The sequence below is a fragment of the Stenotrophomonas maltophilia group sp. RNC7 genome (assembly GCF_030910085.1).
In the GTDB taxonomy this organism is placed as follows: domain Bacteria; phylum Pseudomonadota; class Gammaproteobacteria; order Xanthomonadales; family Xanthomonadaceae; genus Stenotrophomonas; species Stenotrophomonas sepilia.
In genome coordinates, this window is sequence record NZ_JAVFVN010000626.1 from 38,208 (window position 1) to 57,426 (window position 19,219).

Annotated in this window: 20 protein-coding genes; 15 read left to right on the plus strand and 5 right to left on the minus strand. The window is 62.3% G+C overall.

Annotated features, from left to right (window positions below; all coding sequences use genetic code 11):
• Window positions 1-2 precede the first annotated feature (2 nt).
• From RCF13_RS12155 to RCF13_RS12205, 11 genes are all read left to right on the plus strand, one after another.
• Window positions 3-773 carry a cytochrome c gene (locus RCF13_RS12155; protein WP_231352090.1) on the plus strand — a complete coding sequence of 257 codons (771 nt, stop codon included), beginning with the start codon at window positions 3-5 and terminating at the stop codon, window positions 771-773.
• Window positions 757-1,302: a nuclear transport factor 2 family protein gene (locus RCF13_RS12160; RefSeq protein ID WP_223224792.1), complete on the plus strand. Its 546-nt coding sequence runs from the start codon at window positions 757-759 to the stop codon at window positions 1,300-1,302. Before RCF13_RS12155 ends, RCF13_RS12160 begins: the two co-directional genes overlap by 17 nt.
• A 173-nt stretch (window positions 1,303-1,475) precedes the next feature.
• Window positions 1,476-1,841 (plus strand): DUF411 domain-containing protein, encoded by a 366-nt coding sequence (locus RCF13_RS12165; RefSeq protein WP_019184727.1) that lies wholly within the window; start codon window positions 1,476-1,478, stop codon window positions 1,839-1,841.
• 70 nt (window positions 1,842-1,911) lie between these two features.
• Complete coding sequence (locus RCF13_RS12170) at window positions 1,912-2,262, plus strand: four-helix bundle copper-binding protein (protein ID WP_012480213.1); 351 nt, start codon at window positions 1,912-1,914, stop codon at window positions 2,260-2,262.
• A gap of 178 nt (window positions 2,263-2,440) precedes the next feature.
• Complete coding sequence (gene copC / locus RCF13_RS12175) at window positions 2,441-2,824, plus strand: copper homeostasis periplasmic binding protein CopC (RefSeq protein WP_134967681.1); 384 nt, start codon at window positions 2,441-2,443, stop codon at window positions 2,822-2,824.
• A gap of 10 nt (window positions 2,825-2,834) precedes the next feature.
• Window positions 2,835-3,764: a copper homeostasis membrane protein CopD gene (gene copD / locus RCF13_RS12180; protein WP_017354978.1), complete on the plus strand. Its 930-nt coding sequence runs from the start codon at window positions 2,835-2,837 to the stop codon at window positions 3,762-3,764.
• Between the two features lie 61 nt (window positions 3,765-3,825).
• Window positions 3,826-6,147, plus strand: coding sequence for a copper-translocating P-type ATPase (locus tag RCF13_RS12185; RefSeq protein ID WP_219625521.1), 2,322 nt, complete (start codon window positions 3,826-3,828; stop codon window positions 6,145-6,147).
• 28 nt (window positions 6,148-6,175) lie between these two features.
• Window positions 6,176-6,451, plus strand: coding sequence for a hypothetical protein (locus RCF13_RS12190; RefSeq protein ID WP_005413412.1), 276 nt, complete (start codon window positions 6,176-6,178; stop codon window positions 6,449-6,451).
• A 74-nt stretch (window positions 6,452-6,525) separates the two neighbouring features.
• Window positions 6,526-7,077, plus strand: a complete 552-nt coding sequence (locus tag RCF13_RS12195) for a DUF305 domain-containing protein (RefSeq protein ID WP_031269107.1) — start codon at window positions 6,526-6,528, stop codon at window positions 7,075-7,077.
• Between the two features lie 153 nt (window positions 7,078-7,230).
• Entirely contained in the window at window positions 7,231-7,671 is a 441-nt protein-coding gene (locus RCF13_RS12200) for a TonB-dependent receptor (RefSeq protein ID WP_229298439.1), read from the plus strand.
• Window positions 7,672-7,697: 26 nt separating this feature from the next.
• Entirely contained in the window at window positions 7,698-8,528 is an 831-nt protein-coding gene (locus tag RCF13_RS12205; RefSeq protein WP_005413408.1) for a DUF4198 domain-containing protein, read from the plus strand.
• A 104-nt stretch (window positions 8,529-8,632) separates the two neighbouring features.
• Here RCF13_RS12205 and RCF13_RS12210 read toward each other — a convergent pair whose 3' ends face one another.
• The 5 genes from RCF13_RS12210 to RCF13_RS12230 form a co-directional block, all read right to left on the minus strand.
• On the minus strand, window positions 8,633-11,773 hold the full coding sequence (locus RCF13_RS12210) for a CusA/CzcA family heavy metal efflux RND transporter (protein WP_005413407.1): 3,141 nt from the start codon (window positions 11,771-11,773) through the stop codon (window positions 8,633-8,635).
• On the minus strand, window positions 11,770-13,284 hold the full coding sequence (locus RCF13_RS12215) for an efflux RND transporter periplasmic adaptor subunit (RefSeq protein WP_005413406.1): 1,515 nt from the start codon (window positions 13,282-13,284) through the stop codon (window positions 11,770-11,772). The genes RCF13_RS12210 and RCF13_RS12215 overlap by 4 nt, the downstream gene beginning before the upstream one ends.
• On the minus strand, window positions 13,281-14,585 hold the full coding sequence (locus RCF13_RS12220; protein WP_170935783.1) for a TolC family protein: 1,305 nt from the start codon (window positions 14,583-14,585) through the stop codon (window positions 13,281-13,283). The genes RCF13_RS12215 and RCF13_RS12220 overlap by 4 nt, the downstream gene beginning before the upstream one ends.
• A gap of 73 nt (window positions 14,586-14,658) precedes the next feature.
• The gene (locus tag RCF13_RS12225; RefSeq protein ID WP_005413404.1) at window positions 14,659-15,054 is read right to left on the minus strand and encodes a hypothetical protein; all 396 of its coding nucleotides are present in this window, start codon (window positions 15,052-15,054) and stop codon (window positions 14,659-14,661) included.
• A gap of 137 nt (window positions 15,055-15,191) precedes the next feature.
• Window positions 15,192-15,455 (minus strand): cation transporter, encoded by a 264-nt coding sequence (locus RCF13_RS12230; protein WP_021201833.1) that lies wholly within the window; start codon window positions 15,453-15,455, stop codon window positions 15,192-15,194.
• A gap of 294 nt (window positions 15,456-15,749) precedes the next feature.
• Between RCF13_RS12230 and RCF13_RS12235 the strand changes: the two genes are divergently transcribed.
• The 4 genes from RCF13_RS12235 to RCF13_RS12250 all read left to right on the plus strand — a co-directional run bounded on the left by RCF13_RS12235 (window position 15,750) and on the right by RCF13_RS12250 (window position 18,312).
• Complete coding sequence (locus tag RCF13_RS12235; protein ID WP_223224794.1) at window positions 15,750-16,043, plus strand: BPSL0761 family protein; 294 nt, start codon at window positions 15,750-15,752, stop codon at window positions 16,041-16,043.
• A 2-nt stretch (window positions 16,044-16,045) separates the two neighbouring features.
• Entirely contained in the window at window positions 16,046-16,987 is a 942-nt protein-coding gene (locus tag RCF13_RS12240; protein ID WP_049401588.1) for an SseB family protein, read from the plus strand.
• Between the two features lie 175 nt (window positions 16,988-17,162).
• Window positions 17,163-17,792: a hypothetical protein gene (locus RCF13_RS12245; RefSeq protein ID WP_136191796.1), complete on the plus strand. Its 630-nt coding sequence runs from the start codon at window positions 17,163-17,165 to the stop codon at window positions 17,790-17,792.
• A gap of 88 nt (window positions 17,793-17,880) precedes the next feature.
• Window positions 17,881-18,312 (plus strand): NIF family HAD-type phosphatase, encoded by a 432-nt coding sequence (locus tag RCF13_RS12250; protein ID WP_031269101.1) that lies wholly within the window; start codon window positions 17,881-17,883, stop codon window positions 18,310-18,312.
• Window positions 18,313-19,219 lie beyond the last annotated feature (907 nt).

Consider the following 19,219-nt stretch of genomic DNA (forward strand, 5'->3'; position numbering starts at 1 on the left):
CAATGAAATCCAACAAAAAGATGTGGGTATGGCTCGGTGCCGGCGTGGCATTGGTTGCGGTGGTCGCAACCGCCACGCTCTCTCTGGGCGTGTACAACGTGGCCGCCGACGATCCGCATAGTCGCCCGGTGTATGCGCTACTTGAAACGGCGCGCGAGCGTTCCATTGAGGTGCGCGCCGCCAAGCTTCAGCTACCCACGAACCTTGATGATCCTGAGCGTATCCGCCAGGGTGCGGGCAACTACAACGCCATGTGCGTGACCTGCCATCTTTCACCAGACGCGGCGGCCAACGAGATGAGCAAGGGCCTGTACCCCGCGCCACCGAACCTAAGCAAACAGCCGGTCGCTCCAGCTGAGGCGTTCTGGGTGATCAAGCACGGCATCAAGGCCAGCGGCATGCCCGCTTGGGGCGGCAGCATGGACGATGAGTTCATATGGAACATGTCGGCCTTCCTGCAGAAGTTGCCCACGCTGGACGCGACTGCGTACAAGGAACTTGTCGACAGCAGCGAGGGCCATTCGCATGGCGGCGGCGAGACGCAAGGCCACCATGACGACGAAAAGGCCGAGGATCACCCTGCCTTATTCGAGCCGGGCAACAACTCCATGCCGCATGCGCACCCGCCGGGCGTGGACGACGATCACCACGGCCCGACACCCAGCGACACGGAAGTCGGGTTGGTGAGCCACGGCCATCCCGACGGCAAGGTGGAGTCGCACCCTGCACCACACACGCCCGTGGCCGATGACGGCCATGCGCACCCCCATTGATCTTCTTGGAGCCCACGCAATGAACGCAACAGCAATCTCGTTCACCCTCGCACTGGCACTGGCCGTCGTGTCCCCCGCAATGGCGCAGGCGACACAGCCGCACGCACATCACCCCGCTGCCGCGGCATCTGCGGACGTCGACGTCCCAGTCACTGCAGAGGCCGCGGTCGCCGTAGCGGAGCGTTTCAACAGGGCCCTGTCTAGCGGCGATCTGGCCACGGTCGAAGCCCTGCTCGCTGCCGACGTTCTCATCCTCGAGTCCGGGGGCGCCGAACGCAGCCGCGAGGAATACATGGGCCATCACGCAGTCAGCGATGCGGCGTTCCTCAAGGGCGCCCATCGCCAGCTGCTCCGTCAGCGCGCACGAGCCGCTGGCGAGTTCGCGTGGGTCGGAACCGAAAGCGAGTTGCATGCCCAGAAGGACGGCCAGCCACTGACCGTCCAGAGCGACGAGACGATGGTGCTGAAGGAGACCGCGGACGGCTGGCGGATCGTCCACATCCACTGGTCCTCGCGGACCAAGCGCTGAGTCGAGAGATTGAAATGACTACGCTCACATTGCACCGTCTGACTTTTGTGGTCCTTGCCGTGGCTGGTCTGGGTGCTTGCACCCAGGATGCTTCATCCGCGCAACCCACAACCTCGCCCTCCGCACAGGTTGTCGTCCAATCAGCCGACGCGACTCCAGCAGCCCTGCCACGCATGACCGTCCACAAGACCCCGACCTGCGGGTGCTGCGGTGTCTGGATCGACCACGTGCAGAAGGCGGGATTCACCGTGGATGTGCACGACATGGATGACCTGGGTCTGGTCAAGGAGCGGTTGGGTGTCCCCTATGCAAAGGGCTCCTGCCACACGGCCGAGATCGGCGGATACGTCATCGAAGGCCACGTTCCGGCCGCGGACATCAAGCGTCTCCTCGAAGAAAAGCCGAACGCACGCGGCCTGGTCCTCCCAGGGATGCCGCTTGGTTCTCCGGGCATGGAGGTCCCGGAGGGACGCCAGCAGCCGTTCACGGTCGAGCTGATACATCGCGACGGAACCACTGAACCGTTCGCACAGCACTGATCCGTCGCAGCAACAGGGGACGGTGTTGCGGGCGCGCCGATTCTCGCCCGCGAGGAAGAAGGAGAACTACATGACTCACCATTCCGCAGCACACCGGCCCCAGGCCATGAACGAGTGCATCGACAACTGCACGCAATGCCATGCGATCTGCCTGGAGACCATCAACTACTGCCTGACCAAAGGAGGTGTTCACGCGGCCCCGGAGCACATCGCCCTGTTGGCGACGTGTGCCGATACCTGCGCAACCAGTGCCGACGCGATGCTGCGCGGTGCCAGCGTTCACGACGTGGTTTGCGGTGCCTGCGCGGAGATCTGCCGCCAGTGCGCCGATGCATGCGACGCCATGAACGACCCTGAGATGACGCGCTGCGCCGAAGTTTGTCGCCGCTGCGCGGAAAGCTGCAGCGCCATGGCAGCGTAATGCGTCGAGGATCCCGCCTGAGCCGGTGGGATCCTCGTCTCGCGAAAGCGGAAGTATCAAGAAAATCCGACAAATCGTGGTTTCAGTGACAGTCCGACATCTAACGCTTGTCGCATCGAACACAGCGCGGCCCCTCCCGAACGGGCTTTGCATCACATTCCAATGAGGATTTATCCATATGAAGTCGTCCAACGTCATTCGCTCCTTCGCGCTCGTCCTCGCAATCGCGGCCGGGCAGTTTTCGCTGCAGGTCGCGCACGCCCACGCCGCGCTGCAGCAGTCCACACCGGCGGCAAATGCGGTGGTGGCCTCGCCAGGCCAGATCGATCTCGTGTTCAACGAGACATTGATTCCGCGGGCGTCGCGTCTCAAGTTGCTCATGAAGCACGGCAGTTCCACCATGCAGATCGAGAATTTCACGACCGAGATCGTCAACAACGGCAAGACCCTGCGTGCCAAGTTGCCTGGACCGCTGGCTCCGGGCGTCTATACCGTGGAATACCGCGCCGTCGGTGGTGACAACCACCCCATGCCGGGCAGCTTCAGCTTCACGGTGCGCTGAGGAGTCGCGAATGTTCGACCTGTCGGCTTATGCACTGAGATTCTTGGAATACCTTGTCATCATGGTTCTTTTCGGGGTTCCACTCTTCGGTTGGTACGGGTCGCGTCGATCGGCACTCGCCGACGCCTTGGCCGGGTGGTCACTCATGGGCGTTCTATTGGCGGGTGCCGTAGCCGGTCTCGTGCTCACCGGGCTCGATGTCGTCTTCAAGACCGCGGGCATCATGGGAATGCCGCTTGCCGAGGTTGATCGCGCATCGCTTGGCTGGTATCTGCTCGAGACGTCCGCGGGCCGGGCAGCCATGGCGAGAGGCGCGCTGCTGGTCGCCCTGATGTTCGTGCTCGGATGGCATCGTCGCCGCGGGAAGGTGGAGACCGCCTTCCCGCTGGGGGCGATGCTGGCGGGCGGCGCACTCGCTTCGCTGGCATGGAACGGCCACGCCGCCGCTGGCGAGGGCTTGGCAGGCGCGGTCCGGCTTGCTGCAGGCATCGTCCATCTTCTCGCGGCAGGCGGCTGGATCGCAGCGGTCCTGATGTTCCTTGCCATGCTGCTGCGCGGCAAAGAGACGAACGGCAGCGGGCGTCTGCGATCAACGCATGACTTTCTGCATGGTTTTTCGACGCTGGGAACGATCTTCGTTGGTGCGCTCATCGTGTCCGGCATCGCGCACTACGGGGATCTCACCGCGTGGTCGTTTTCGGCCCTGTTCCAGAGCACCTACGGGAAGTTGCTGCTTTTCAAACTGGCCCTGTTCGCTGGAATGCTGGGTTTGGGAGCGCTGCACCGATGGACGCTGGTGCCGCGCTTGGAACGAGCGCTGACCAGCGGAGATCCCGCGCAGGAGGTGCGGGCTTTGCGGCAGAGTGTTACGGCTGAGGCCGCGCTGGCCATCTTGATCCTGATTGTTGTTTCAGTGCTCGGGACGCTCAGCCCCGAATAGCTGTGTAACCCGCAATGGCACACTGCCTTGGCAGTCCATCCCCACTAAAGCGAGCATCGGCATGAACTCACCGTCGTCCCATGACCATCACCATTCTGCAGGCGCAGCCCCTGTCGAGGCTGCGGATGGACGGGTCATCACCAATCCCGTCCGCTATACGGACGATGCTCCCCAGCAAGTTGAAGTGACCGCCCCAGCAGCGGTGGCCCAACCCAGCGGTACCCACGCCACGGTCTACACCTGCCCGATGCATCCGCAGATTCGTCAGCCAGGTCCCGGCACCTGTCCGATCTGCGGCATGGCGCTGGAGCCGGAGATGCCCTCGCTGGAGGAGGACGACAATCCAGAGTTACGCGATTTCACCCGAAGGTTCTGGTGGACGTTGCCTTTGACGTTGATCGTCCTGGTCTTGGCCATGCTGGGACACCGTCTGCCCGGCTTGTCCACGCAGGCGCGCACCTGGATTGAGCTCGTGCTGAGCGCCCCGGTGGTGCTCTGGGCGGGGTGGCCTTTCTTTGAGCGCTGCCTACAGTCCATCGGCAATCGCAGCCCCAACATGTGGACGCTGATCGGCATCGGCGTGGCCGCCGCGTTTGGCTACAGCGTGGTGGCCACCGTGGCACCGGACCTGTTTCCGGACTCTTTCCGCGAGCATGGACGGGTAGGGGTCTACTTCGAGGCGGCAGCGGTCATCGTCTCGCTCACCCTGCTCGGACAGCTGCTGGAACTGCGGGCGCGTTCCAAAACCTCGGCGGCCATCAAGTCCCTGCTGGGATTGGCGCCCAAGACGGCTCGCCGCGTCAAACCCGATGGGGGCGAAGAGGACGTTGCGCTGGATCACGTGCACGTGGGTGATCTGCTTCGCGTACGACCGGGCGAGAAGGTGCCGGTCGATGGGGAAGTCATCGAAGGCCGCGCCAGTGTCGATGAGTCGATGCTGACCGGTGAACCCATTCCGGTGGAGAAGGCTGTCGGTGATCACGTTATAGGCGCCACGCTCAACGGGACGGGCGCCTTAGTCATCCGGGCGGACAAAGTCGGATCCGGGACGGTACTGGCGCAGATTGTGCAGTTGGTAGCCCAAGCCCAGCGCTCCCGCGCGCCGATGCAGCGTATGGCGGACAAGGTGGCGTACTGGTTTGTCCTGGCCGTGCTGGCCACGGCGGTGCTCACGTTCTTCGGATGGGGTCTGTTTGGACCCGAACCGTCCTGGACCTTTGCCGTCCTCAATGCCGTATCGGTTCTGATCATTGCTTGCCCGTGTGCCTTGGGTTTGGCTACCCCCATGTCGATCATGGTCGCCACTGGCCGCGCTGCGCAGGTCGGGGTCCTGTTCCGCGATGCTCAGGCGATCGAGCAGCTACGTCTGATCGACACGTTGATCGTGGACAAGACCGGTACGTTGACCGAGGGGCGTCCAGCCTTTCGCGACACGCTCTCCAACGCCGGCTTCGACGCCGATCAGATCCTTTGTTTGGCCGGCAGCTTGGAGCAGGGCAGTGAGCACCCCTTGGCCGAGGCCATCGTGGCTGAAGCCCAGCGACGTGGCTTGAACCTGGTGGCCGCCCAAGATTTTGATTCGCTCACCGGCCAAGGCGTCCGCGGGCGCGTGTCCGATCAGGATGTCGTGCTCGGCAACCAAAGCCTGATGGCGTCGGTTGGCGCCGATGTAGCACCTTTGCAAAGCAGCGCCGAGCGTCTTCGGAAAGAAGGCGCTAGCGTGATGTTCCTGGCGGTCAATGGTCGGTTGGCCGGCGCCATTGCGGTGGCTGATCCCATCAAAGCCACGACCTTGCCTGCCTTGAACCTGCTACGTGCCGATGGCCTGCACGTGGTGATGGCCTCCGGTGACGCACAGGCGACGGCCGAGGCCGTGGGGCGCACGCTGGGCATCGAGGATGTGCGTGGTGGCGTCAAGCCGCAGGACAAGGCCGACCTGGTCCAGCAACTCAAAGCCCAGGGTCGTCGCGTGGCCATGGCTGGCGATGGCATCAACGATGCGCCGGCCCTGGCGGCAGCCGATGTGGGCATCGCGATGGGGACGGGCACGGATGTGGCCATGTCCAGCGCCCAGCTCACCCTGGTCAAGGGTGATTTGAGGCGCATCGTGCAAGCCCGTGCCATCTCGTCTTTGACGGTGGCCAATATGAAGCAGAACCTGGGCTTCGCCTTCGTCTACAACGCCATCGGCGTGCCTATCGCCGCCGGCTTGCTGTATCCCAGCTTCGGCCTTTTGCTCAGTCCGATGATGGCGGCCCTGGCCATGAGCCTGAGCTCGGTTTCGGTGGTCACCAATGCCCTGCGTTTGTCCGGCTCCACCGTTGTTGCCACCCCCCACCCTGACCGCGCCGATGAGCCTGCGCGCGGCCATTCCTGTCACTGATGGCTCATATCCCACAAGGAGTACTGCAATGAAGCGTTATGCCTCCCTCTCGATGATGGCCTTGTTCCTGATGGCGGGCGCGGCCTTCGCCGGCGGCCAGACCACCACGCCCACCACCGACCACGGTCAGCACAAGCCGGCGGCGGCCGATGCCGATTTCACCAAGCTCGATGCCAACAAGGACGGCTCGCTGTCCAAGGAAGAACTGGCCAAGCACAAGCTGGCGCCGCACTTTGGCATGCTCGATAGCAACAAAGATGGCAAGCTGAGCCCGCAGGAATTCGCTGCCGGCAAGGGTATGTAAGTGTTCTCAGCCCGGGAGCTGTTCCAACAGTTCGCGGGTTCTTCCGCCGTTCTGCCATTCCCACGGAGATTGTTATGTCCTCTTCGCACGGTACGCACGAAAACGCGCAAGACCCGCAGTCCCAGCACGCAAAACCGCACGCCTCACACCAACCTGCCCACCAGGCACAACAAGGGCATCAAGGCCATTACGGCCGCCTGTTGTTGATGATGGGCCTGTCTTTCGTGGCCATGTACGCATTGATGTACGCAATGGTCGATCAGTGGGCTAACGTCTATAACAACGTGAACCAGTTCTACATGGCGGGCCTGATGGCCGCTCCCATGCTGCTGATCGAGCTGTGGCTAATGTCCAGCATGTACCCCGATCGCCGACGCAATCTGATTCTGGCTGGTCTGACGGTGGCGTTCATGCTGTTCTGCTGGTGGGGCATTCGCACTCAAGCAGCGGTCACTGACAAACAGTTCATCCGTTCGATGATTCCCCACCACGCTGGCGCCATCCTGATGTGTGAGGAGAATCGTCTGAAGGATCCTGAGTTGGTGAAGCTCTGCCAGGACATTATTACCTCGCAGACACAGGAGATCGCGCAAATGAAGCAGTTGCTGGCTGAGCGTTCCCATTAGCTCACTGCCTTTTGCCAGCCGATATCACTTCACTGAGCCTGCGCACTGACCATTCGGTGGATCAAACGCGCGGCCACACGTGCGGTGGCTTGATCCGGATCCAGGGGCGGACACAGTTCCGCCACGTCGACCACACGTACCTTGCCCGAGGCCATGACCAGATCCAGCAGGGCTTCCAGGACCTCCAGACTCACCCCGCGTGGGTTGGGGGCGCTCACGCCCGGGGCCACCACCATTGAGTACGCCGGCAAGATCACCAGCGGCTTGGGTAGCTACACCCAGTGGCGTGGCTTGGGCTCACTGCGTATGGGCAAGAACCGTTGGACCGGCGTCTATTCGGCGCAGTACATCGGCAGCGCGGACGACATCATCGCCGTGCCCGACACGATCGGCTCGCATGTGTCCAGCGTGGTGTACCACAGCCTGCAACTGAGCTACGGCATCAAGAAGAAGTGGGATATCTCCGCCGGCGTTGAAAAAGTGCTCGATAAGAAGGCGCCGTTCGTGAAGAACAACCCCAACACCGACACCGACACCATGACGTACGACTTGCTGGGTCGTCGCTGGAATGTCCGCTTTGGTTACCACTGGTAAGCCACGATCACGAGGAGCTACACATCATGAGAAACACGCAACTATCCGCCACACTACTGCTGTTCGCTGTGGCCGGCAGTGCCGGTGCGCACGACCTGTTTGTCGCTTTCTCCAAGCCTGGCACCGCAGCGGGCGAGGCGAACACAGCGTTGGTGAACAATGGCACCTTCGATGAAAGTGCAGGTGCAGTCACCCGAGCGCGTCTACAGGACGTTTCGCTGAGTCAGGGCGGCGCTAAGGCTGCACCGGACTTGGCCAGTTGGAAAGAGGTCGGCAAGCAGAGCCAGCTCACCGTGCATCCGGCGGGCGAGGGCACCTATCTGCTGGGGGTCTCGACGATGGCCTCCACCAGCACGCGTACGGCCAGCGAGTTCGGCAAGTACCTGGAGTTGGAAGACTTGCCCGATACCCTGGCCACCTATGATGCGAGCAAGTTTCCCAAAGGGGTCACCTATAGCTATACCAAGCATGCTCGTACCATTGGACAGGTGGGCACAAAACTGACCGACGATTTCGCTGCCTCGCTGGGCTATCCGCTGGAGATCCGCTTGGCCCGCAATCCTGGAAGCGTGAAGGTCGGCGAACAGCTGTCGTTCCAGGTGCTGCAGCAGGGCACGCCAGTGCCCAACCTACGCGTGTACGTCGGTCATCGTGCTGACGCACCGGTCAAGGGTGGGCACGGTAGCGCTACGCTCCTGCGCACCGATGCCCAAGGCCAAGCCAGTTTCCAGGTGACCACCGCCAAGACCTGGTACATCCACACCAATCACATTGTGCCCTCTACACAAAAGGGTTTGGATTTTGTGTCGGATCGGGCGTCGCTGAGCTTTGAGATTTCCCCGCACGCCGGGCACTGATAAGTAAGCATGTAGGCGGTACTCTCCCCTTTGACGCCAGTCATGACTTCTTCCATGACTGGCGTCTTTTTGTGGGGACTTACCTCAAGTGCTCAGTCTGTCTCTCATTGGTCGCCCCGCGCCGCGCGCAATCCACGTCGCCGCACTAGATAGAACGCTGCGGGAATCACCACCATAGAGAGCACCGGTGCGGTGAGCATGCCACCCAGCATCGGCGCGGCGATACGTTGCATGACCTCCGAGCCGGCACCGGCACCGACGAAAAGCGGAAACAACCCGGCCAGGATGACGGCTACCGTCATCGCCTTCGGGCGCACCCGTTGCACGGCGCCTTCGTAGATAGCCTCTTGCAGGGTAGACACATCTTCCGGCGCACCGCTGGCCAAGCGCTGCTCCCAGGCATGACGCAGGTACAGCAGCATGATGACGCCGAACTCAGCCGCAACGCCGCCCAGGGCGATGAATCCGATCATGCTGGCCACCGAAATCGCATGGCCCAGCCCCCAGATCAACCAGAAACCGCCCACCAACGCCAAGGGCAAGCTGAGCAGGATGATGGATACATCGCTAAGCCGGCGAAACACCATCCAGATGACCAGGAAGATGATCGCCAACGCCGCGGGCACCACCCATTGCAGGCGTGCCAAAGCCCGTTGCAGATACTCGTACTGCCCCGACCACGCCAGACCATAGCCGGCAGGCAAACTCACCTGGGTCTGCACCGCGGCTTGCAGGTCCTGGACCACCGATCCCAAGTCGCGATCGGCCACATCCACGTAGATGTAGCCCACCAACCGGCCGTTATCGCTCTTGAGCATCGGCGGGCCTGGGCTGATTGACAGCTCCGCCACCTGGCTCAAGGTCAGTTGCACACCGCCTGGCGCGATCAGCGGCAGATCCTGCAAGGCCTGCAACGAGTCACGCTGGCCACGGGGGTAGCGCAAGACGATGGGATAGCGTTCGCGCCCCTCGATCGTTTCCCCGATTGGATCACCGCCAACGACCGTGGCAATCAGTTGCTGGAGTTGGCCTTGAGTGAATCCGTAACGTGCAGCGATTTCCGGGCGCACCTGTACATCGACATAGCGCCCACCCGTGACGCGTTCGGCCAGTGCCGAACTCACGCCGGGCACAGTCTTGGCCACCTGCTCGATCTGCTGGCTCAGGCGCTCGATCTGCTCCACATCGGGTCCGGAGACCTTGATCCCAATCGGGCTCTTGATGCCGGTGGCCAACATATCGATGCGATTGCGAATGGGCGGGACCCATAGGTTGGTCAGACCGGGAATCTTGACCGCTGCGTCCAACTCCTGGCGTAGCTTCTGGGGGGTCATGCCCGGGCGCCATTGATCCCGCGGCTTGAAGGTCACGGTGGTCTCAAACATTTCGATCGGTGCCGGATCGGTCGCACTTTCGGCACGGCCCGCCTTGCCGAACACGTGCTCAACCTCCGGTACGGTCTTGATCATCCGGCCCGAGAGCTGGAGCAACTGACGGGCCTTGTCGGCGGACAGGCCGGGCAGGGCCGTGGGCATGTACAACAGGCTGCCTTCTTCCAAGGGCGGCATGAACTCACTGCCCAACCGGCTAAAGGGGATCAAGGTGAGCACTAGCAGCAGGCCGCTGAGCAGCAAGGTGACACCGGGATGTTTGAGGACCCACAGCAGGATGGGCCGATAGCCAGCGATCAGGATGCGATTGATGGGGTTCTGCTGTTCCGGGCGGATGCGGCCGCGGATCAGGTAGCCCATCAAGACGGGGATCAAGGTCACCGACAACCCTGCTGCGGCGGCCATCGCGTAGGTCTTGGTGTAGGCCAGAGGCGAGAACAATCGCCCTTCCTGCGCCTGCAGGGCAAAAACCGGCACGAAAGACAGGGTGATGACCAGCAAGCTGGCGAACAGGGCCGGTCCGACCTCGGCCGCCGAGCGGGCCATCAGCTGCCAGCGCTCCTCACCCTGAGGTTCCCGGCCGTGCGCCTCCCGCCAGTGCTCCAGATGCTTGTGTGCATTTTCGATCATCACCACCGCTGCATCGACCATCGCACCAATGGCGATGGCGATGCCGCCTAATGACAGCAAGTTGGCGGAGATCCCCTGGGCGTGCATCACGATGAAGGCCGCCAGGATACCCAAAGGCAGGGTGATGACGGCCACCAACGCCGAGCGTAGGTGCCACAGGAACAGCAGGCATACCAGCGCTACGACCAGAAACTCTTCGCCAAGCTTGTGGGTGAGGTTGCGTACCGCATCCTGGATCAGCTCGGAGCGGTCGTACACCGGCACCACTTCCACGCCCTCGGGCAAGCTGGATTGCAACGCCTGCAGTCGCGCTTTGACGTTCCGAATGGCCCCCAAGGCATCCTTGCCGGTCCGCAGGACGATCACGCCGCCGGCCACCTCACCTTGACCATCCAACTCTGCGATACCACGACGGAAGACCGGCCCGCGACTGATCGTGGCCACCTCGCCGAGCAGGACGGGGATGCCGTCGTTGCCGGTTACCGGCACCTGTTCGAACGCCTCCTGTGTGCGCAGGTAGCCTTCGCTGCGCACCATCAGTTCGGCTTCGCCTTGTTCGATCACCGAGCCCCCGGTAGCGCCGTTGGCCGCATCCACCGCCTCGATGAGCTCGGCCACCGTCAGTCCACGGGCCGCCAACGCCTGCGGATCGGGCTGGATCTGCCAGGCGCGCACCGCACCGCCCACACTGGCTACTTCAGCCACGTCCGGCACGGTTTTTAGCTCATAACGAAGAAACCAGTCCTGCAACGCACGCAGCTGCCCCACATCACGTTGACCTGTCCGATCCACCAAGGCGTACTGGTAGATCCAGCCCAGTCCTGTCGCATCAGGACCCAGCGCCGGATTCACATTCGGCGGAAGTCGATCGCGTACCTGGCTCAAGTACTCGAGCACTCGAGAGCGCGCCCAGTAAAGATCAGTGGCATCGTCAAACAGGATGTAGACGAATGAATCACCGAAGAAGGAGAAGCCGCGTACCGCCTTCACGCCCGGCACGGACAACATCGTGGTGGCCAACGGGTAGGTGACCTGGTCTTCGATGATGCGCGGGGTTTGCCCCGCCCATTGCGTGCGGATGATGACCTGGGTATCGGACAGGTCCGGCAGCGCATCCAGCGGCGTGTTCTTTACCGACCAGATACCGACCACCGCCAGCAGCGCGGCGGCAACCAGCACCAGCACGCGATTGGCGATGCAAGCATGGATCAGGCGCGCGATCATGGTGTGCCCTCCATCGCTTCGGACATGACCTCGCTTGCCTGGCAATCAGCGGCTGCGGCGGGGCCGAACTTGGGTACCAACTGCATATCCATGAACGGTGACTTGCCCGGCTTGTCGAAATGCTTCTCCGGCACCATCGGGTCATACCAGTACTGCACCGGGCAGCGCGGCGGCGTAGAGGTGGAGGTGTCTGGCGCGACAGGCGCCGGCTGTCTGGACGGTGACGGCACGACAGTGCGTGGTTCGTGCCCGGCGTCATGGCGCTCGTGCACACCTGATGCGCTGGCAGGGCGTGTCGGTTGTGCAGCACCCAGGCGCTCCAACGCACCGGAGAGACTGGCTTCGGAGTCGAGCAAGAACTGACCCGAGACGACCACGCGTTCACCACCGGCCAAGCCTGCCACGATCTGCGTGCGCCCTTGCACGCTACGTCCCACACTCACCCGCACTGGCCGGAAGCTCCCGTCCGGATCCTGCACGATGACCCGGCTGTCCCGCCCGGTGGCGATCAGCGCCTCCGTGGGAACGACTGGCAGGGCCTGCTCGGCGTCGGGCTGCACCAGAACCTCGGCGAACATGCCCGGCACCAGCCGACGCTGCGGGTTGCGCAGCACAATTCGCGCCCGCTGCGTGCGACTAGCCATGTCGACCTGGGGAAGCAACGCCTGGATCTGTCCGGCAAAGCGCTCTGCCGGCCAGGCACTGACCGTGGCCTGCACTGAGGTCCCCGGCCGCAAGGTGCCCAGCGCTGCCTGGGGTACCGAGGCCTCCAGCCACAACGTGTCCAGCCCATTGATCTTGAACAGTGGCGTACCGGGCATCACCGTCTGTCCCTCGCGTGCCAGGATCTCGGTCACGACACCACTGTGGTCTGCGCTAAGCACGACGCCACTTCTGGCCGAGGCGCCAGAAGGAACACCCAACGAACGCAACCGTTGTTGCGCCGCACCCTGCAGCTCACGCGCGCCCGCGGACTGAGCTTGGCTCAGGGCATGTGCTTCGGCGATGGCCGCGTTCCATGCCGGGGCCTGCACGGTGGCCAGCGTTTGACCACGACGAACCTCGGTAAACGGCGCCTTTACCTGCACGTGGGTGATCAAGCCTTCCATGCGCGCACTGATCACGCTTTCCTGGGTCAGATCCCACGTCAGTGTGCCCGGCACGCGTACGGCAGTCCCTAGTAACTCTACCGTCACTTCCTGAGTGCGTATGCCCACGTTCTGCTGCAGGCGCGGATCGATCTGCGTTCCGCCCCCTATGGCCTCATCTGCGTATTTGGGCAGCAACTCCATATCCATGAACGGAGATTTGCCCGGCTTGTCGAATCGCTGCTCCGGCGCCATGGGGTCGTACCAGTACAGCACCTTGCGTGCTTGATCTGCGACGCTCGTGCCGGGGGGCGGGGTGGTATCAGAGGTTCGAGTCATCCAGGCGTAGCCGCCGGCAAAGCCGAGCGCCAGCAACCCGAGGGCCACGGCGAGCTGTGTGAGACGCGTCTTGGTCGGGCTCATGGCGTGTTCTCCTCATGGGGTAGCAGATAGGCCAGTGCCGCCCAGGCACGGCCCTGTTCGCCCAGCAGACGGGCGTTCTCCAGGTGCAATTCGATCTCATCGCGCCGCGCTTCCAGCCACGGCTGCAGGTCGGCACCGGCGCCGTAGGCGGCCAACGCCGTGCGTGCACGATCGCGCGCCAAAGGCAGGCTCTGCGTGTTCTGGCGCTCCAACTGGCCGGTTAACCCGCGCCATCGCGCTATCGCGCGTTGCACCGACTCGGCTTGGATGCGCCGGGCCTCATCGCGCTCTGCGGACACCGCCTCCAGCTCGGCCCGCCGTGCCGCGATGCCTCGTGCTTGGCGGTTCTTCTGGAACAGCGGCAGGCCCACACCCACTTCCACCATGAGCATGTCGCTGCGCGCCATGCCGTCGGGTGCGCGCTCGCGACGTCCGTAGGTGAGCTCCACACTCCAATCCGGGCGGGTTTCGGCCACGGCCGCATCCACCTGGGCCTGGGCTAAGCTCTCGCGTGCCTCCCAGCCCAGTAGTGGCGTGTGTTGGTCCAGTTTGGCCAGCAGTTGGGTGGGCTCCAATGGCAACTGCGAAAAATCCGGTGCCGCACCACTGGCCAAGATCGCCTCTGGTGCAATACCCAACCACCGCGCCAGGCCGGCCTGCGCGGCGGCGTGCTCCGCATGTACCTGCTCCAGGCGATTGTCCAACTGCAGTAGGGCGGCCTGGGCGGCAAGCACATCACTGGCCCCGGCCGTGCCGCCTGCCAAGCGAGCACGCGCCGCACGCTCGGCTATACGGGCCGGCTCGCGCAGACCTTCCAACGCATCTACGGCTTGCTGCGTACTCCACAGCTCGATCCAGGCCAGCGCGGCCGCTTGGGCCACCATCTGCTGTTCGGCCATCGACAGTGAGCGCGCTTGCGCCAGCGTCGCTTGCGCCAACGCGTGCTCGGCACGTCGTTTCGCACGCGCAGGAAACTCCTGCATCAGACCGATTTGCTGGGTGGTCATCTCATCGGCCCGCAAGCTGAAGGCATCGGGTCCGCTGACGGGCCAGTTCGCCAGCCCCACGATCAAACGTGGGTCGGGAAGCGCGCCAGCACGCGCGGCTTCTTCGGTACTGGCATCGATCTGCGATCGGCGCACCTGCAGGGTTGGGGCGTTAGCAAGCGCCCGTTGTAGGGCTTCTGTGTAGCTGATCGGGATAGCGGGCGATGCCGCCAGCACAGGACCACTGAGCGCCAGGGCAAACACGAACCCACACGCCATCTTGCGCCTTGCACGCAAGAAGAAAGACATCTCCATAAGACCTCCGGGAAACGACAACGAGCGCGCTGCAACGCATGCAGCACGAGCACGGGTCAATCCAGGAGGGGGCTTAAATCAGCAGGCTACAGAAGCGCTGCAGGGGAGGCGGATCGGACACGCACACCGGAACATCCCGATACAACTGCGCGTGTACCGGTGGCAACAGAGCCTGCACCAGCGCGAAGGCGGCCAGCGCGGGCTGGTAAGGCACTTGAGGGGCCTTCGCATCGGCCGTGGCGATGTGATCGCGCTGGCAATGCTGGTCGCACAACGCCGGAGCATCGGGATCCGGCGTGGACATCTCTTCGCAACCGACCATCAGGGTCGCTTGTCCAGCTTCCACCGATTCCAGCGGACAGGCGTAAGCCACCAGCGCGAGTTGCTGCAGCAGCAGCGCCCACAGTCCCAGCCATGCCAGTCGGGCACGAGAACGGGGTCGCCGCCATCGCCTCAGCAGCCTCACCATGACAGCTCCCGCACGCCCGAAGCAGCGCCTGCGGACGCTGGGCAGATCAGGGCAGGGGACGTGCGAGCTCTCATGATGGCCAGTCTAGCCCTCTTGGGGCCGACTGTCATTGATCAGGATCAAGCCCTCGCGCGGACTCAGCGGTGGCATCCGCCGCAGCAGGAGGATGCGACGGCCGGGGCGGCCGGCGTACCAGCCTCAGAAGGGAGCACCGCAGCGATCACATAGCCTTGCCGCTGGATAGCCTCAACCGCCTGTTCTACGGCAAGCAGGCCCTCGATCTTGACCACGCCACTGCCCAGATCGACGTCCACCTGGGCGTGGGGGTCAAGGGCCTGAATGGCTTGGGTGACCGTTCGGACACAGTGACCACAGGTCATACCTTCAACAACGAGATTCATGGACAACCCTCCAAAAGCATCGGCGGTTTGCCGACGGCGTGACGATGAGCCTTCCCACGGTGGGAAGGTCAAACGACAGGCAAGTTGAGTGGTAATCCGTCCCGCGTTGTTGACCTTCCCATCATGGGAAGGCTCAGGCTACCTGCTCGTTCCTATTGGCCCTCACTCCATGGACAGAACGCTCACTTATGCGAATTAAGTTATTGATTATATTACATTAATACAGGAATCGCAAGGTCTGTAGTTGCACCGTGCCCTGGCCGGCCACAAACGCGATAAGCTAAGCATTCCTTAGTGCTAGTCATTCTTGATGTCATGACGATGCCATCTGAGCGCACCCGCAATGTGCTGCAGGCGGGCGCGTTCCTCAGGCAGCTAGCGGCCAGCCAAGCCGTGCCTAAAGAGGTGCGGCAAGAGGCATATCGACTGCTGCGGCACTATCCAACCGTCAGCGACATCGAGGCGATTGCTGAGCACGAAGAGCGGCTGCGAGCGCTGACCCAGTCGGCCTTCGTACGACCCTACCTGAGCAGCGAGATCGAGGCGGATTGGTTCTCCGGGTACCCGCTCGGCCCTCATCGCATCTGACCATGAAGCAACCGAGCAGGCCGCGTGGAAGAGGGACTACGTCTGCGGAGACAGCGCTGGAGGCTTCCTTTGAACGGGCCCGCGACAGTGCGGCCGAGGAACGCGCATTCTTCAAGCGACTGATGGATGCGATCGTGTACGTGCATGCGCCCATCTCGGACGACGCGCAGACACTGCGGCTGGTCCAGTTCCGCCATCCTGACGGTTTCGATGCGATCCCTTTCTTTACCTCGCTCGACAAGGCGCAGGCGGCCAGCTCGTCTGCTGTCAGAATTCTGGGAGTTTCAGGCCGTGAGCTGCTAACCGGTACTCGCGGCGCGACGTTGATGCTCAATCCCAACTACGGCGGCGTTGTCCTGTACCCGGAAGAGGTTGCGACATTGTTGGATACGGGCTTTCTGGCCAGGGTGGAACGTCTGGCGCCGGCGGAGTTCGCGGTGAGACCTGCCCAGGCCGCGCCGGCTTGGCTCGCTCCGGCCATCAGCGGCAGCCTTGAGCACGCCGACTTCGTCTCGTCGGCCTATCTCCTGGAAACTCACTCGTCAGGGGGCGTCGAACAGCCTCCCGGTCTGTTGATCTGGCTGGTGGTGGACCTGGCTTTCGCCGAGCGGGCGGCTCGTCTGGTGACCACCGCCATACAGCCCTTATGCTCAGATTTGGACGTCATCATCGACTTGGCGGTCCACGACGTATCGCTGCCTTTGCCGGCGGGCTTGGATGATCCCCAGATCCTGCCCATATTTTTTCACGAGAATCAAGCCAACTTGAGCACAGCTCATCGGCCTATGAGCCCTGAAGATAAGCTACTAGCACTCCTTCCGGGATTGACCGAGGAAGAGAAGGAACGGCGGACCCGCGAGGGTATGGCCGACGTCGACGCTGGACGTACGATCCCGCACGAGGAACTACTGCAATGGATCAGGCGACGGTCAGAGCCTTCTTGAAGGTTTCCGTTGGGTCAGGAGCGTGGAAACTCTTGAATCCAATATTCAAGAAGGGCACGCGTGCCTGAGCAGTACTCCAGGAATGCCTGTGTCACGCGGCTTCTGGTTCAATCAAGCCTAGGTCTGTAATCCACGAACTGCCTGACGTCGAGGGGTGTTTCCTCGTTGAATCATGGTGTTAGAGACGATTCGGCTGTTTTTCTCACGAATCCCTGCCGACCTTCTTGAAAAACTGAACCAGACCTACCCAAACGCTTCCGTAAGGCAGGTGGTGAGAGGGCAGGTTAAGCACATCAGGGATAGCAATCCCAAGGAGATAGAAGCGCTACGACAGGAGGCCAACGATCAACTTCCTACTATCGCCGAGCTAAAGAGGGTCAGTGCGGTTGATCCAGAGTTCCGGATGGAAAACAGCTTCTTTGGGCCCAAGCCAGTCATCACCGCCCGCATCATCAACCGCTCAACACTGCCATTGAGCGAAGCGAGCTGGAATGCGGCGCTGTACATCAATGGCGATGTACAGCCTGTAGCCACGTCGAAGGTGCGCAGCGATTTCCGTTCCATCGAAGGCCTCAAGCCCGAACACCATGTTACGGCTCGATTCACTGTCGGATTCGTCAAGGGCGATAAGGCCTGGACCACCTTGGCGATTCGTCAAGCTACATCCACACGCGTCGAGCTGGAGATGATCCCTGAGACAGCAATGGACTTTACGGACAAAGCCTATCTAAGTGCCGATCTTCAGAAGCGCATTGATTTCCTTGAGAACCAACTCAAGCAAGCGAGCGAGTTCGAAGATGTCTGATGCTACCAAGCCCCGCCGGCGGATCACCCTCCGGCGGGGCTTGGTAGCGGTACCGACGTTCACCCCCGCCAAAGAGGACCATTACACAATGCGCCCGTCCATCCTCGCCTTGGACTTAGAAGGAACGCTGATTTCCAACGCTGTAAGCCAGATCCCGCGCCCGGGCCTCTACGAATTTCTGGAGTCGGCAAAGTCGCTCTTTGAGGGTCTAGTCATCTTCACCACAGTTCCGGAGCCTAGATTTCGCGAGATTGCCGACCTATTGGCTTGCGAAGGAGCGGCCCCGGGTTGGTTTGCCCGCTTGCCATACATAGACTGGACTGGGCCGACGAAGGATCTTGCCAACGTTTCCCAGCCCATCGGCTCTGCATGGCTACTAGATGATTACGCCCCCTATGTACAACCGGGACAGGAACATTGCTGGGTCCCGGTTCAACTGTTTTGTTCTCCTTACCCCGAGGACGACGCGGGACTGGACGATGCCATCGAGGCAATCCGTAAGCGACTGAACGAGTACTAGAGGGCCATCTCTTGGCCAGCGTCCAATGGGCCACAGGCTCGCCGGTCAACCAAGGTCCAGCGCTTCGTTGGAGAACCGTCGATATAGACCTGGGGGGGCGTTTACCGCGATAGAGTCCTGAGCCCCCTCAAACCATCTCATGGACCCGTGGCAGCTGGTCGGTCTACTCAGACTAGAAGCTAAAGCTGCCAACTGCCGCTAGGTTCCAGCCAGTACGCCATGCCCAGCGGCAGGAAAGTCTCCATTGCAACGTCCAGGATCAACGGCTGACGCCAACCCTGACCAGGCAAGAAGCAAAAATCCTTCCGGGCGAGGGTTCCAGCTTGCTCGCGTCCAGCTAACCAGATGCATCTGCGTTTTATCTCGCGATCAAGTGCTCGCCTCGCGGCATGCTCATCCAAACCGCTTTGTATGAACTCCGAGGCAGAATTTCGCATGCTCGCCCACAGCACGTAGCGCTTACGCCCCAAGCTGAGCGCATTCCATTCAGGCGATCCAATCGACTGAAGCCCGTCGCCTAGCTTCGGGTCCAACCGATGCTTCCGCAGAAGGTTTGCCAAGTACGCTCGAGCTTCGGTGGATGCCAGTGAAATTCCGAGATTCCGCCTCGCACTGGGCGTGCACTCAGCCGCCCACTGGGTGAGCGACCGGGTCAATGCCGACTCAAGGTTCAAGTCACTGCGAGACCACGGAGATTTGTAGGACCAAGCCAGGGGCTCATACAGAGATCTTGCGGCAAGCCGAGAACATTCGACTGGTTCGCGATGGAGGACGCGCAGCGTCGCAAGCGTGTCAAGTGCCTGCGAGGCCAACCCCTCAGCAGCTACCGGCGAACTAGCCGTTCTTGAGCGCTCTAGCGCGCACCACGCGCACGCAAGAAAGGGACCTATTGAACGAACGAAATTGT